Source organism: Microbacterium sp. H37-C3, from assembly GCF_027157935.1.
Taxonomy (GTDB): Bacteria; Actinomycetota; Actinomycetes; order Actinomycetales; family Microbacteriaceae; genus Microbacterium; species Microbacterium plantarum.
The window spans coordinates 40,313-53,073 of the sequence record NZ_JAPVLR010000009.1 but is presented as its reverse complement, the minus strand read 5'-3'; the positions used below and the strand labels follow the sequence as shown (position 1 = coordinate 53,073).

Genomic DNA, 12,761 nt, shown 5'->3' with positions numbered 1-12,761 from the left:
CTTGATGAGTGGGAACGCGGCACCGAAGCCCCGCGAGGTTGGGTCAAACCTAGTGGTGCCGCTGCATCAGGGATGTTGCGATGTGTTAACGGTCTGTTACGCGACCTAATCGTTACTTCCGGCCCGCCGCATCCCGCGCGATGACGCGGGTGGGACCGGTGCCACGTCAGACGACGGGGGCGACGTTCAATGCCTCGTCGACGCGTTTCGGACGACGAGCGGCGCGCAGCGAGTCGACGCTGAGCACGACGAGGGCGAGCCAGACGAGCCCGAAGCCGATCCAGCGCTCGAGAGGCATCGGCTCGCCGAGGATCCAGGCTCCCGTGATGAACTGCAGGATCGGCGCGACGAACTGCAGCAGGCCGATGACCGTGAGGCTGCTGCGACGGGCGCCGGCGGCGAAGAAGAGCAGGGGCACGGCGGTGACGATCCCGGCGAGGGTCACCAGCGCGGTGTGGCCGGGGCTGACCGAGCCGAACACGAGCCCGCCGGTGACCGCGACGATGATCGCCTGCACGATCGCGACGGGCGCCAGCCAGAGCGACTCGAGGGTCAGGCCGCTGACGGCGTCGACCGACGGCCCGATCTGCTTCTTGACCAGTCCGTACGTGCCGAAGCTCGCGGCGAGGGTCAGGGCGATCCACGGGAAGGCCCCGTAGCCGATGACGATGACGCCGACCGCGACGGCGGCGATGCCGATCGCGACCCACTGGGCCACCCGCAGCCGCTCCTTCAGGACGAGGACGCCGAGGAGCACCGTGACGATCGGGTTGATGAAGTACCCGAGGCTCCCCTCGATCACGTGCCCCGTGAGGGTGCTGATGAGGAAGACCTGCCAGTTCACGTAGATCAGCAGCCCCGCCACGATCGTCCACAGCACGAGGCGCGGCGTGCGCAGGATCGCGATCAGCTTGCCCCAGGCCCGGAGCACCGTGAGGAGGATCGCGCAGAACACCAGCGAGAACAGGATGCGCCACGACACGACCTCGAACGGCCCCATCGGGGCGAGCGTGAGGAAGTAGAGGGGCATGAAGCCCCAGAGCACGTACGCCGAAAAAGCGTAGATCCCGCCGAGCGAGCGTTCACGGGCGGGATCGAGGGGTGTCACGAGCCAAGCATAGGACGGTCATGACACGGCGAGGCCACGACGGACTGCCATCCGCCGCCGCGCGCCTGCCATGACGAAGGCCCGGATGCGCTGCACCCGGGCCTTCGTGGAAGAGCTCTGCGTCAGCGGACGACGACGGCGAGGACGTCGCGGGCCGAGAGCACGAGGAACTCGTCAGCGCCGAACTTGACCTCGGTTCCGCCGTACTTGCTGTAGATCACGCGGTCGCCGACGGCGACGTCGAGCGGAACACGGTTGCCGTTGTCATCGATGCGGCCGGGGCCGACCGCCACGACCTCGCCCTCCTGGGGCTTCTCCTTGGCGGTGTCGGGGATGACCAGACCACTCGCAGTGGTCTGCTCGGCCTCGACCTGCTTGATGACGATGCGGTCCTCGAGCGGCTTGATGGAAACCGACACGGTCTACCTCTTTCTTCGACAAGACTTGTTGGCAATCTCACCCTGAGAGTGCCAAATCCGAGTCTAGGGGGACGTTGGCACTCACGCAACGCGAGTGCCAACGTCCCTGAACCGGCGGCACCGCCCCGCGTAGGCTGTCGTGGTGGATCACGCCGAGCTCTCCGCGTTGCTGACCCCCGAGGGACTCCGTCTGGTCGACGCCCTCCGGATCTCGTCGACGGCGGATGCCGCGTCGGCCGTGTCGCGGCTGCGACGCGAGGGCCTCTCCCCCGACCTCGTGTCGGCCGTCGTCGGGCAAGCCCGGCTGCGCGAGCGCGCGCGGGCGAAGTTCGGTCCGTTCGCCGATCGGATGCTGTTCACCCGGGCCGGCCTCGAGCAGGCTACGCGTCTCGCTGTCGCCGCCCGCCACGCCGGCAGGTTCCGCGATGCCGGCATCGCCCGCGTCGCCGACCTCGGCTGCGGCATCGGCGGCGATGCGCTCGGCTTCGCCGGCATCGGGCTCGAGGTCCTGGCCGTCGACGCCGACGAGATCACCGCTGCCCTGGCCGCCTACAACCTCGCCCCGTTCGGTGCAGCCGCGCGCGTCCGCCACGGGCGGGCGGAGGAGACCGATCTCGACGGCGTCGATGCCGTCTGGCTCGACCCCGCTCGCCGCACCTCGGGCCACAGCGAGACGCGGCGCATCGCGGCATCCGACTACACGCCGTCGCTCGAGTGGGCCTTCGACCTCGCAGGTCGGATGCCGACGGGCATCAAGCTCGGCCCTGCGTTCGACCGCGACGACCTTCCCACCGACGGCGAGGCGCAGTGGATCAGCGCGGACGGCTCGACGATCGAGCTCGTCCTCTGGTCGGGCGCTCTTGCTCGCCCGGGCGTCCGGCGGTCCGCCCTCGTGATCCGCGGCGATCGTGCCGCCGAGCTCACCGCCGCCGATGATGCTCCGGACGTCGATCCGCGCGATATGGGCGCCTACCTGCACGAGCCAGACGGCGCCGTCATCCGCGCTCGGCTGATCGGCGACGTGGCCCGCTCCCTCGACGCGGGGATGCTCGCCGGCGGCACGGCGTACATGACCTCTGACACGGGGCGTACCAGCGCGTTCGCGACGACGTTCCGGGTGCGCGAGGTCCTGCCGCTGAAGACCCGCGAGATCGACGCCGCGCTCAAGCGCGCAGGGATTGGCATCCTGGAGATCAAGAAACGCGGGGTCGACATCGATCCCGCGCAGTTCCGCAAGAAGCTGAGCCTGTCGGGGAGCGCGTCGGCGTCCCTCTTCCTCACGCGCGTCGGAGACCGCCGGGTGGCCGTCCTCGCCGACCGCGTCGAGGACGGTGAGGGCCGCCCCGGCGACGGGGCTCAGTCCAGCAGCCCGGCCTGAGCCGCCGCCCAGACGAGCCAGCCCGCGCTGTAGAGGATCGACAACGCGGCGAGGCCGAGCGCCCACACCGCGACCCCGCGACGCTCCCACGGTCGGCGCAGCGCCAGCACCGCCATCACGACCGCTGCGATACCCAGCGGGAACGCCCACCCGACGAACAGCGACAGCACGAGGGCCACGATCGCCAGGGCCAGCGCCCACGCCCCCGACCGCGGCAGGATCTCGGGCGCCGGGGCCCACTCGACGCGCGGCTGCGACACAGCGGGCTCAGCGGGCTCGGCGCGCGGGCCGACCTCGGGGCTGCTCAGCAGCGGTGTCGGCTGCGTGAACTCGCGCTGGAACCCGCCGCGGTGCTCGCCCGGAAGCCTCGCGGCCTCGGGAGCCGACGCGACGTCATCCGTCGGCGCTGCCACGGCGGGGCGCCGACTGCGCCGACGGTCGTCGCTCACCCGCGTACCTGAATCTCGGTGACCGGAAGCGTCGAGTCGGCGCCGAACGAGAGGGTCGACGGCTCGGCGCCCGAGGAGATGAGCTCGGCGGCGAGCGCAGCGATCATCGCCCCGTTGTCGGTGCACAGGCTCAGCGGCGGGATGCGCACCGCGACGCCCGCGGCGGCGGCTCGTTCGAGCGCGACCTCGCGCAGCCGGCGATTGGCGATCACGCCGCCGCCGAGGAGCAGCCGTGGCACGCCGTGCTGCGCGCACGCGTCGAGCGCCTTGGTCACGAGGACGTCGACGACTGCTTCGCGGAAGGATGCCGCGACGTCGGCGACGGGCACGGTCTCGCCCGCCGCCTCGCGCTGCTCGATCCAGCGCGCCACGGCGGTCTTCAGCCCGGAGAAGGAGAAGTCGTACCGGTGCGCGGCCAGGTCGGACGCTCGGGAGAGTCCGCGCGGGAATCGGATGGCGTCGGGGTCGCCGCTGGCTGCGGCGCGGTCGATCTCGGGGCCTCCGGGGTAGGGCAGACCGAGGATGCGGGCGATCTTGTCGAAGGCCTCGCCGGCGGCGTCATCCATCGTCTCGCCGAGCATCTCGACGTCGGAGACCAGATCGCGGACGAGGAGGAGCGAGGTGTGTCCGCCGCTGACCAGGAGGGCGACGGTCGGGTACTCGACGTCGTCACCGGTCAGGATGTCGGCCGCGATGTGACCGACCAGATGGTTGACCGCGTAGAGCGGCTTCCCGAGCGACACGGCGAGGGCCTTCGCAGCCCCGACGCCGACCATGAGCGCGCCGGCCAGCCCTGGGCCGCTCGTGACGGCGACCGCGTCGAGCTCCTGCAGCGAGACGCCCGCTTCGGCCACGGCGGCCTCGATCGCCGGCTGGAGCGCCTCGAGGTGGGCGCGCGCGGCGACCTCGGGCACGACGCCGCCGTAACGGGCATGCTCGGCCATCGAGCTCGCGATCGTGTTCGACAGCAGCGTGCGCCCGCGGACGATGCCGATGCCGGTCTCGTCGCAGCTGGTCTCGATCCCCAGCACGAGGGGTTCGGAGCGGGTCAGGTCGGTGGTCATCGGTCGGTCCCTCCCTCACCGCGGAGGTTCAGCTGCATGATGATCGCGTCGACGTCGTCGGGCTGGTAGTACCGCGGACGGCGGGCGATCTCGACGAACCCCTCCGAGACGTAGAGGGCCTGGGCGACGGGGTTGTCAGCGCGCACCTCGAGGAAGAGCTCGCGAGCGCCGCGGTCGCGAGCTTCGGCGACGAGCGCCCGCAGCAGGGTTCGGCCGCGACCGGTGCCGCGCCGGGACGGTTCGAGGGCGATGGTCTGGATGTCGGCGTCATCCGCGCCCCGCACCGACCGGACACCGCCGTAACCGACGACGCGATCGTCCTCGACGTCGACGAGGTAGCGCCCGTGCGGCGAGGCGAGCTCTGCGGACATGGCGGTGCGGCTCCACGCATCGGTGGGGAACGACGCCTGCTCGAGCGCCATGATCGCGTCGAGGTCGTCACCGGTCGCGGTCCGCAGGCTCACGTGCCCACCTTCTTCGGTCCGGCCGGCACCGTCACGTCCGGGGCGCGGAGGTACAGGGGCTCGGCGGCCGACGCGTCGGCGGCGCCCGCCGACAGCCGTTCGGCCGCGATCTGGGCGAGGGCTGCGGCACTGATGGATGTCGTCTCCGGCAGCTCCGAGGCGGGAGCTCCGAACAGGGCGAGGGGCTCGGTCGACGCGCGCGGCACGAGATGCGCGTCGGTGAGGCGCACCGGCATCCCCCGTTCGACGCGATAGATCGAGACGGCGACCTCGCGACGGCGGGCATCGGTCACGATCGCGACCGGCTCGCCCTCGACGGGAGCCGCGCCGGCGGTGGCGTACGCGGGATCGACGTGTGCGCGCGCCGCCGCATCGTGGCTCGCGACCGCGATCAGGGGGACGCCGCGCCCGAGGGCGAACGCCCGTGCCGCCGCGATCCCGACCCGCAGTCCCGTGAACGGGCCCGGCCCCATGCCCGCGGCGACGGCCGTGATCTCGACGGGGTCGACCCCCGCTTCGTGGAAGACGCGCACGAGCAGATCGCCGATGACCTCGGCGTGACCGCGGGGGTCGCGGCTGACGACCTCGGCGCGGACACGGCCCGCGGAGTCGACGATCGCGACGGCCGTGCCGATCGAGGTGTCGATGCCCAGAATCACGTCACCCAGGGTAGCCCGGGCCGTGCGGCCTCGCGCTCAGGGGCGCCGCGTGACCGTCACGAGGCGCGGGGCCGCGTCGGCCATCTCCGCTGCCGCCGGGCCGCTCGTGCCGCAGGCGTTGTCGAGCCCGGTGCCGCTCCAGCCCCGCTCGAGCTCGATCTCCCACCAGCTGTCGCGAAGACCGTCGACCATGCCGTGTCCCCACTCGACGATCGTGACGCTGGCGTCCAGGTCGAGATCGAGGTCCGACAGCTCCGCCGGGGACCCCAGGCGGTAGGCGTCGACGTGGATCAGCGGCGGACCATCGACGAGCGAGGGGTGGGTGCGTGCGATGACGAAGGTCGGACTCTGGATCGGTCCGCGGACGCCGAGGCCGGCGCCGATCCCCCGGGTCAGCGTCGTCTTGCCGGCGCCGAGAGGCCCGGTGAGGACGACGAGATCGCCGGCGCGGAGCCGCGATCCGATCTCCCTCCCCCAGGCCTCCATCTCGTCGGCCGAGGTCACCTCGCGTTCGCCGAGGTAGTCGTCCATTCCGCTCATCGCCGGCCTCCCGTCATCTCGGACGATACCGCCGTGCGGTGCACCCGCGGGCCGATACGGGTGACGATCTCGTAATCGATCGTGTCCGCGGCATCACCCCAGTCGGCGGCGGCGGGAAAACCCAGCGTGGGGTCGCCGAAGAGCACGACCTCGTCGCCGATCGAGACGTCGGCGTCACCGACGTCGACGACGAACTGGTCCATCGCGATCCGGCCCGAGACCGTGAACCGCCGGCCGCCGATGACCACCGGCCCGCGGCCGGAGGCCTGCCGGGGCACGCCGTCGGCATAGCCGAGCGGGACCAGGGCGAGCGTCGTCTCGGACGCGGTGCGGTGCGTGTAGCCGTACGACACGCCTTGGCCGGCCGGCACGCGTCGCACCGCGGCGACCGAGGTGCGCAGGGTCATCGCCGGCCGCAGCCCGAGGTCTGCCGAGGAGCGACCCGGAAGCGGAGAGAGTCCGTAGATCGCGAGCCCCAGGCGGACGCAGTTCAGCCGCGTCTCGGGCAGCGCGATCGCCGCGTTCGACGCGGCGATGTGGCGCAGCGGCGGATGCACCCCCGACGCGCTCGCCTCAGCGAGAGCGTCGTGGAATCGGGCGAGCGCGGCGCGGTCGTCCTCGATGCTCGTGTTGGAGAGGTGACTGAAGACGCCGATGACGCGCAGCTGGCCGATGCGCTCGAGTCTCGCCGCCTCCGCGCAGACGCGCTGCCACTCGCGCGGCTCGACGCCGTTGCGCCCGAGCCCTGTCTCCACCTTGAGGTGCACACCGACGGAGCGCCCGACGGATGCTGCCGCCGCGGCGGCCTGCAGCTGCGCGAAGCTCGAGATCCCGAGCTCGACGCCGTGCTCGGCCGCCTCGCGGAAATCCGCGCCGGGCGCGTGCAGCCACGCGACGATGGGGGCGGTGATTCCCGCTCGGCGCAGGGCGACGGCCTCGGCGATGTCCGCCACGCCGAGTCGCGTCGCGCCACCCGACAGGGCCGCCGTCGCCGCACGCACGGCGCCGTGCCCGTAACCGTCGGCTTTCACGACGGCGATGATCTCGGTCTGGACGAGACGCCGCAGATGACGGACGTTGTGCTCGATCGCCTCGACGTCGATGAGGGCTTCGCGCAGCGGGCGTACGGTCACGATGCGGCCTCGGCGATCACGTAGGCGGTGGCGAGGTTCGCATCGTGCGAGAGCGACAGGTGCACCGCCGTCACGCCCCGTGCGGCCACCGTGGCGGCCGTCTCACCGGTGAGGGAGAAGACCGGGCGCCCCGAAGACTCCGACGCCACCTCGATGTCGACCCAGTGCACGCCCTCCGAGCCGCCGAGGGCCTTGATGAGCGCCTCCTTCGCGGCGTACCGGGCAGCGAGAGACCGGGGCTTGAGGGCGCGCTCGGCGGGCGAGAAGAGCCTGTCGAGCAGGCGAGGGGTGCGTTCGAGCGAACGCTCGAAGCGCGGGACGTCGACCAGGTCGACGCCGATGCCGACGATCACAGCACCCCCTTCCAGCCCGACGGACTCACTCGACGGTGACCGACTTGGCGAGGTTGCGCGGCTGGTCGACGTCGAGGCCCTTGGCGGTGGCCAGGCCCATGGCGAAGATGTGCAGCGGAACCACCGCGAGGAGCGGCTCGAACAGCGGCTCGGCGAGCGGGATGCGCAGCACCTCGTCGGCGAACGGGAGGACGGCGGCATCCCCCTCTTCGGCGACCGCGATGATGCGCGCGCCGCGGGCGCGGATCTCCTGGATGTTGGACACGACCTTCGCGTGCAGCAGGGGCGAGCTCGTCGGCGAGGGCACCATGACGAACACCGGCTGACCGGGCTCGATGAGCGCGATCGGGCCGTGCTTGAGCTCTCCGGCGGCGAAGCCCTCGGCGTGGATGTAGGAGATCTCCTTGAGCTTGAGCGCGCCCTCGAGCGCGATCGGGTAGCCGACGTGACGGCCGAGGAAGATCACCGAGCGGGTGTCGGCCATCCAGTGGGCGAACTGCTCGATGTGCTCCTGCTCACCTGCCAGGACCCGGGCGATCTTCTCCGGCACGGCCTCGAGCTGGGCGACCTGCCGGGCGATCGCCTCGTCGGACAGGGCACCGCGCACGCGGCCGACGTGCAGGGCCAGCAGGTAGAGCGCGGTGATCTGCGCGACGAACGCCTTCGTGGACGCGACGGCGACCTCGGGGCCGGCGTGGGTGTAGACGATGGCATCGGACTCGCGCGGGATCGTCGCGCCCTGGGTGTTGCAGATCGACAGCGTCTTCGCGCCGGCTTCACGGGCGTACTTGACGGCCATGAGCGTGTCCATCGTCTCGCCGGACTGGCTGATGGAGACGACGAGTGTCCGCGGACCGATGACGGGATCGCGGTAGCGGAACTCGTGGGCGAGCTCGACGTCGACGGGAACGCGAGCCCACTGCTCGAGAGCGTACTTGCCGACCATGCCGGCGTACGCGGCGGTGCCGCACGCGATGACGATGACGCGGTCGATGTCCGTGAACAGCTCGTCGAGGCCGTCGAGTTCGGGGATCTGCACGAGACCGTCGTGCACGCGCCCGCGGATGGTGTTGGCGACGGCCTCGGGCTCCTCCGAGACCTCCTTGGCCATGAACGACGACCAGCCGCCCTTGTCCGCAGCAGCGGCATCCCATACGACCTCGAACGGCTCGACGTCGACGGCGGCACCGGAGAAGTCGGTGACCGTGACCTCCTGCGGGGTGATCGCGACGATCTCGTCCTGGCCGATCGCGAGCGCGTGGCGCGTGTGCTCGACGAAGGCGGCGACGTCGGAGCCGAGGAAGTTCTCGCCGTCGCCGAGGCCGATCACCAGCGGCGAGTTGCGGCGGGCGCCCACGACGAGACCGGGCTGGTCGCGGTGCAGGGCAAGGAGCGTGAATGCCCCCTCCAGGCGCGACACCGTCGCGCGGAACGCCTCGACCAGATCGCCGGATGCCCGGTACTCGCGGCCCAGCAGCACAGCGGCGACCTCGGTGTCGGTCTCGCTGCGGAACGTGTGGCCCTCGGCGACGAGCTCGGACTTCAGCTCGGAGAAGTTCTCGATGATGCCGTTGTGGATGACCGCGAGCCTGTCGTCGTCGGCGAGGTGCGGGTGCGCGTTCGCGTCGGTCGGGCCGCCGTGCGTGGCCCACCGGGTGTGGCCGATTCCCGTCGTGCCGTCGGCCAGCGGGTGCGCGGCCAGGTCGTCGCGCAGCACCTGCAGCTTGCCCGCGCGCTTGCGTGTTCCCAGGCCGCCCTCGCCGTCGATGACGGCGATGCCGGCGGAGTCGTAGCCGCGGTACTCGAGGCGGGCCAGACCCGAGATGAGGATGTCCTGCGAGGGACGAGGACCCACGTAGCCGATGATGCCGCACATGGGCTCCATCCTAGATCGGGAGCCCCGGCGCTCGATCTCAGCCGGACGCGGGCCCGCGCAACGCTGCCAGCACGGCGTCGACCACCTCGAGATTGGAGAAGACCGCGTCGTGCCCGCACGCGCCGCCGAACGGCGGTGCGGCGACCTGGCCCGACAGGATCATCCCGACTCCGCCCACGCCGGGCGGGAGGTCCGTGCGGCATGTGACCACCGTCGTGTCCGCCGCTCCCGCGAGGGCGGACGTCTCGGCGACCAGACCGTCGCCGAGGCGGGCCTCCCCGGTCTTCCCCGACGGGAGCGGCATCGCGACGACGGCGGACGCCGCGATCGCGTGCACGTGCAGACCCGCCGGCCAGTCGGGCAGATCGGCGAGCTCCGCCGACCCGGCGCGCAGGGACGTACCTGCCGGGCCGAGGGCGGCGATACCCGTCCGGATGACGGGTGGCAGATCGCAGCCGCCGCGCGCGTCTTCCGCGAGCTGCTTGTTGCAGACCGCGCCGATCCAGGGCAGCACGAGGTTCTGCAGCACCGGCACCGTCGACATCGTGGCGCGGATCGCCCCGGCGATGTCGACCGCGAAATTGGCGATGTCCGAGCCTTGCGTGGGAGCGGCGACCGTGACGACCTCGCCGATGAGCGCGGCGATGTCCGGGGCGTCGCGCAGGGCGTACCGCAGGGCCAGCCCGCCCATCGAATGGGTCACGACGTCGACGGGGCCGTGGACGGTGTCGGCTATCGAACGGATCGCGGCGGCGAGATTGTCGGCCGAACCGGTCGAGCCGACCCACCCGGCGGAGTTCGCGGAGTAGTCGAACGCGTACACGGCGACCCCCGGCCGCGCTTCGAGCCGCTGCTGCAGCGACGCCGTCATCCCCCGTGCCGCCGGCGCACCGGAACCGTCGCGCCACTGCACCGGACGAGCGAACGGCGACCGGGCGTAGGAGCGCTGGCCGTCGGCGTCGGGGAGGACGGTGCTCAGCCACCCGTGGACGAGCAGCACCGCCCGCGAGTCCGGTTCCGCCTGCTCGCTCAGCCGCACGACACGGTCGCCGAGCGCCACGGCCGGGCCGGCCACTGCCGCAGGCGCGAACGCGGACGACGCCGCCGCGGGAGCGAGGGTCGCAGTCGCCGCGAGCACGACGACCGTGCTCAGCGCGACGAGGGACCGCCACCGGGACCGGCGCCGACGCAGCCGCGAGCGCGCGCGTAACGCACCGCGCACGAGCGCGCGCGAACGCCGCCCCAGTTCCATGGGTCCATACCTAGCAGGTTGCGGTGACGGGTGCGTAACAGAAGACACCGGAGCTTAGCGAGCACTCGCTGACAGAACGCCGGGTCGAGGCAGTCAGACCTTCCGCAGGAGCACGCGCTCGACGGCGTGCGAAGCGCCCTTGTGCAGGATCAGTGTCGCCCGGTGCTTCGTCGGCAGGACGTTCTCGACGAGGTTCGGGAGGTTGATGTCGTTCCAGAAGCCGCGCGCCATCGCCACCGCTTCGTCGTCGTCCAGGTCGGCGAAGGTATTGAAGTACGACGAGGGGTTGTTGAATGCGCCCGCCTTGAGCGCCATGAAGCGCTCGACGTACCACTGACTGATGTGCTCGGCATCCGCATCGACGTAGATCGAGAAGTCGAACATGTCGCTGACGGCGACCTCGTGCGGCGCGGGCGGCGGTGCCAGGACGTTCAGCCCCTCGACGATCACGACGTCGGGGCGGCGGACGGTGATCTGCGCGTCCGGGACGATGTCGTAACGCATATGCGAGTAGAACGGGGCGTGCACCTCGGGGGCGCCGGACTTCACCTCCGTGAGGAACTCGATCAGCGCGCGGCGATCGTAGCTCTCGGGGAAGCCCTTCCGAGCCATCAGCCCGCGACGCTCGAGCTCGGCGTTGGGATACAGGAAGCCGTCGGTCGTGACGAGCTCCACCCGGGGCGTCCCGGGCCAGCGGCTCATCAGCTCGCGAAGCAGACGCGCGACGGTCGACTTCCCGACGGCGACCGATCCGGCCACGCCGACGACGAAGGGCGTCGTGCTGTCCTGCTCGCCGAGGAACGCGTCGGTGTCGGCCCCGAGGCGCCGGGTCGCGCTGGCGTACAGCGAGAGCAGCCGACTGAGCGGGAGGAAGACCTGCGACACTTCACCGAGGTCCATCCGGTCCCCGAGTCCGCGGAGCTGGACGATCTCGGTCTCGGTCAGCGGCTGGGTCACACCCGCCGCGAGCCGGGACCAGTCGGAGCGGTCGATCTCGCGGTACAGGGCGGGAGCGAGCGGCGCCAGCGCCTGCACATCTTCAGGGGACATCGCGCTCATCGTAACCCCCGGCCGGAGCCCCGGCGGCGCTGGCGGCCTGCCACTACTGTGAACCTGTGCGTCTGGGAGTCCTCGACATCGGTTCGAACACCGTCCACCTGCTCGTCGCCGATGTCCGCCCCGGAGGGCGCCCCCTCGCCCGGACGAGCAAGCGGACGGTGCTGCGACTGATGCGCTATCTCGAGCCCGACGGCTCGATCAGCGACGACGGCGTCCGCGCCCTCGTAGCCGCCGTGACCGAGGCGGTCGCGGTGTCGCGCACGGAGAACGTCGCCGAGCTCCTCGCCACCGCCACGAGCGCCGTGCGCGACGCCGCGAACGGACCGCAGGTCATCGCCGCGATCGAGGAAGCCCTGGGGCAGGACCTGCAGGTGCTCGGCGGCGAGTCGGAGGCGCGCTTCACCTTCCTGGCGGTGCGCCGCTGGTTCGGCTGGTCCGCGGGCGAGATCCTGCTGTTCGACATCGGCGGCGGTTCTCTCGAGATCGCGGCCGGCAGTGACGAGCTGCCCGACACGGCCGCCTCGGTGCCGCTCGGCGCAGGCCGGATGACGGTGCAGTTCCTGCCCGCCGACCCGCCGGGCGAGGATGCCGTCGACGTCCTGCGGGAGCACGCGCGCGCGACCCTGAAGCCGATCGTCGCGTCGATGGCGGACAGCCCTCGACCCGACCACGTCGTCGGCTCCTCCAAGACCATCCGTTCGCTGGCGAAGCTCGCGGGCGACCCGGTGCCGGGCTGGTCGGGGATCGAGCGGATGACCCTGCCCCGCTCGGCGCTGAACTCGTGGATCCCGCGGCTCGCCCGCATCCCGGCATCCGCCCGGCAGGAGCTCCCGGGGATCACCGCCGACCGCACCTTCCAGATCGTCGCGGGCGCCGTGGTCCTCCACGAGGCGATGCGCGCGTTCGACGTCGACGAGCTCGAGGTCTCGCCCTGGGCGCTGCGCGAGGGAGTGCTTCTCCGCTACATCGAGTCGCTGTCATGGAGCGCGCCGCGCCCCTGACCGCCG

The 12,761-nt window shown here is 71.6% G+C and carries 14 protein-coding genes; 2 read left to right on the top strand and 12 right to left on the bottom strand.

Annotated features, from left to right (window positions below):
* Positions 1-166 precede the first annotated feature (166 nt).
* Together rarD and groES are read right to left on the bottom strand one after the other, a co-directional pair.
* Positions 167-1,108 carry an EamA family transporter RarD gene (rarD, locus tag O1W71_RS16170; RefSeq protein ID WP_269268834.1) on the bottom strand — a complete coding sequence of 314 codons (942 nt, stop codon included), beginning with the start codon at positions 1,106-1,108 and terminating at the stop codon, positions 167-169.
* 122 nt (positions 1,109-1,230) lie between these two features.
* Positions 1,231-1,527 carry a co-chaperone GroES gene (gene groES, locus O1W71_RS16165; protein WP_023954390.1) on the bottom strand — a complete coding sequence of 99 codons (297 nt, stop codon included), beginning with the start codon at positions 1,525-1,527 and terminating at the stop codon, positions 1,231-1,233.
* A gap of 142 nt (positions 1,528-1,669) precedes the next feature.
* Between groES and O1W71_RS16160 the strand changes: the two genes are divergently transcribed.
* Positions 1,670-2,905 (top strand): class I SAM-dependent methyltransferase, encoded by a 1,236-nt coding sequence (locus tag O1W71_RS16160; RefSeq protein ID WP_269268833.1) that lies wholly within the window; start codon positions 1,670-1,672, stop codon positions 2,903-2,905.
* Here O1W71_RS16160 and O1W71_RS16155 read toward each other — a convergent pair.
* The 10 genes from O1W71_RS16155 to coaA form a co-directional block, all read right to left on the bottom strand.
* Positions 2,884-3,354 carry a hypothetical protein gene (locus O1W71_RS16155; protein ID WP_269268832.1) on the bottom strand — a complete coding sequence of 157 codons (471 nt, stop codon included), beginning with the start codon at positions 3,352-3,354 and terminating at the stop codon, positions 2,884-2,886. The genes O1W71_RS16160 and O1W71_RS16155 overlap by 22 nt on opposite strands.
* Positions 3,351-4,418 (bottom strand): tRNA (adenosine(37)-N6)-threonylcarbamoyltransferase complex transferase subunit TsaD, encoded by a 1,068-nt coding sequence (tsaD, locus tag O1W71_RS16150; protein ID WP_269268831.1) that lies wholly within the window; start codon positions 4,416-4,418, stop codon positions 3,351-3,353. Before tsaD ends, O1W71_RS16155 begins: the two co-directional genes overlap by 4 nt.
* Positions 4,415-4,882 carry a ribosomal protein S18-alanine N-acetyltransferase gene (rimI, locus tag O1W71_RS16145; protein WP_269268830.1) on the bottom strand — a complete coding sequence of 156 codons (468 nt, stop codon included), beginning with the start codon at positions 4,880-4,882 and terminating at the stop codon, positions 4,415-4,417. The genes tsaD and rimI overlap by 4 nt, the downstream gene beginning before the upstream one ends.
* Positions 4,879-5,541 carry a tRNA (adenosine(37)-N6)-threonylcarbamoyltransferase complex dimerization subunit type 1 TsaB gene (tsaB, locus tag O1W71_RS16140; RefSeq protein WP_269268829.1) on the bottom strand — a complete coding sequence of 221 codons (663 nt, stop codon included), beginning with the start codon at positions 5,539-5,541 and terminating at the stop codon, positions 4,879-4,881. The genes rimI and tsaB overlap by 4 nt, the downstream gene beginning before the upstream one ends.
* Positions 5,542-5,577: 36 nt before the next feature.
* Positions 5,578-6,081 carry a tRNA (adenosine(37)-N6)-threonylcarbamoyltransferase complex ATPase subunit type 1 TsaE gene (gene tsaE, locus O1W71_RS16135; RefSeq protein ID WP_269268828.1) on the bottom strand — a complete coding sequence of 168 codons (504 nt, stop codon included), beginning with the start codon at positions 6,079-6,081 and terminating at the stop codon, positions 5,578-5,580.
* Positions 6,078-7,214 (bottom strand): alanine racemase, encoded by a 1,137-nt coding sequence (gene alr / locus O1W71_RS16130; RefSeq protein WP_269268827.1) that lies wholly within the window; start codon positions 7,212-7,214, stop codon positions 6,078-6,080. The genes tsaE and alr overlap by 4 nt, the downstream gene beginning before the upstream one ends.
* Positions 7,211-7,567: a holo-ACP synthase gene (locus O1W71_RS16125; RefSeq protein ID WP_269268826.1), complete on the bottom strand. Its 357-nt coding sequence runs from the start codon at positions 7,565-7,567 to the stop codon at positions 7,211-7,213. The genes alr and O1W71_RS16125 overlap by 4 nt, the downstream gene beginning before the upstream one ends.
* A 25-nt stretch (positions 7,568-7,592) precedes the next feature.
* Complete coding sequence (glmS, locus tag O1W71_RS16120; protein WP_269268825.1) at positions 7,593-9,443, bottom strand: glutamine--fructose-6-phosphate transaminase (isomerizing); 1,851 nt, start codon at positions 9,441-9,443, stop codon at positions 7,593-7,595.
* Between the two features lie 37 nt (positions 9,444-9,480).
* Positions 9,481-10,695 carry an esterase/lipase family protein gene (locus O1W71_RS16115; RefSeq protein ID WP_269268824.1) on the bottom strand — a complete coding sequence of 405 codons (1,215 nt, stop codon included), beginning with the start codon at positions 10,693-10,695 and terminating at the stop codon, positions 9,481-9,483.
* 93 nt (positions 10,696-10,788) lie between these two features.
* Positions 10,789-11,745 (bottom strand): type I pantothenate kinase, encoded by a 957-nt coding sequence (gene coaA / locus O1W71_RS16110; RefSeq protein ID WP_442924639.1) that lies wholly within the window; start codon positions 11,743-11,745, stop codon positions 10,789-10,791.
* 65 nt (positions 11,746-11,810) lie between these two features.
* Between coaA and O1W71_RS16105 the strand changes: the two genes are divergently transcribed.
* Positions 11,811-12,755, top strand: a complete 945-nt coding sequence (locus tag O1W71_RS16105) for a Ppx/GppA phosphatase family protein (protein WP_269268822.1) — start codon at positions 11,811-11,813, stop codon at positions 12,753-12,755.
* The last annotated feature ends 6 nt before the right edge of the window (positions 12,756-12,761 follow it).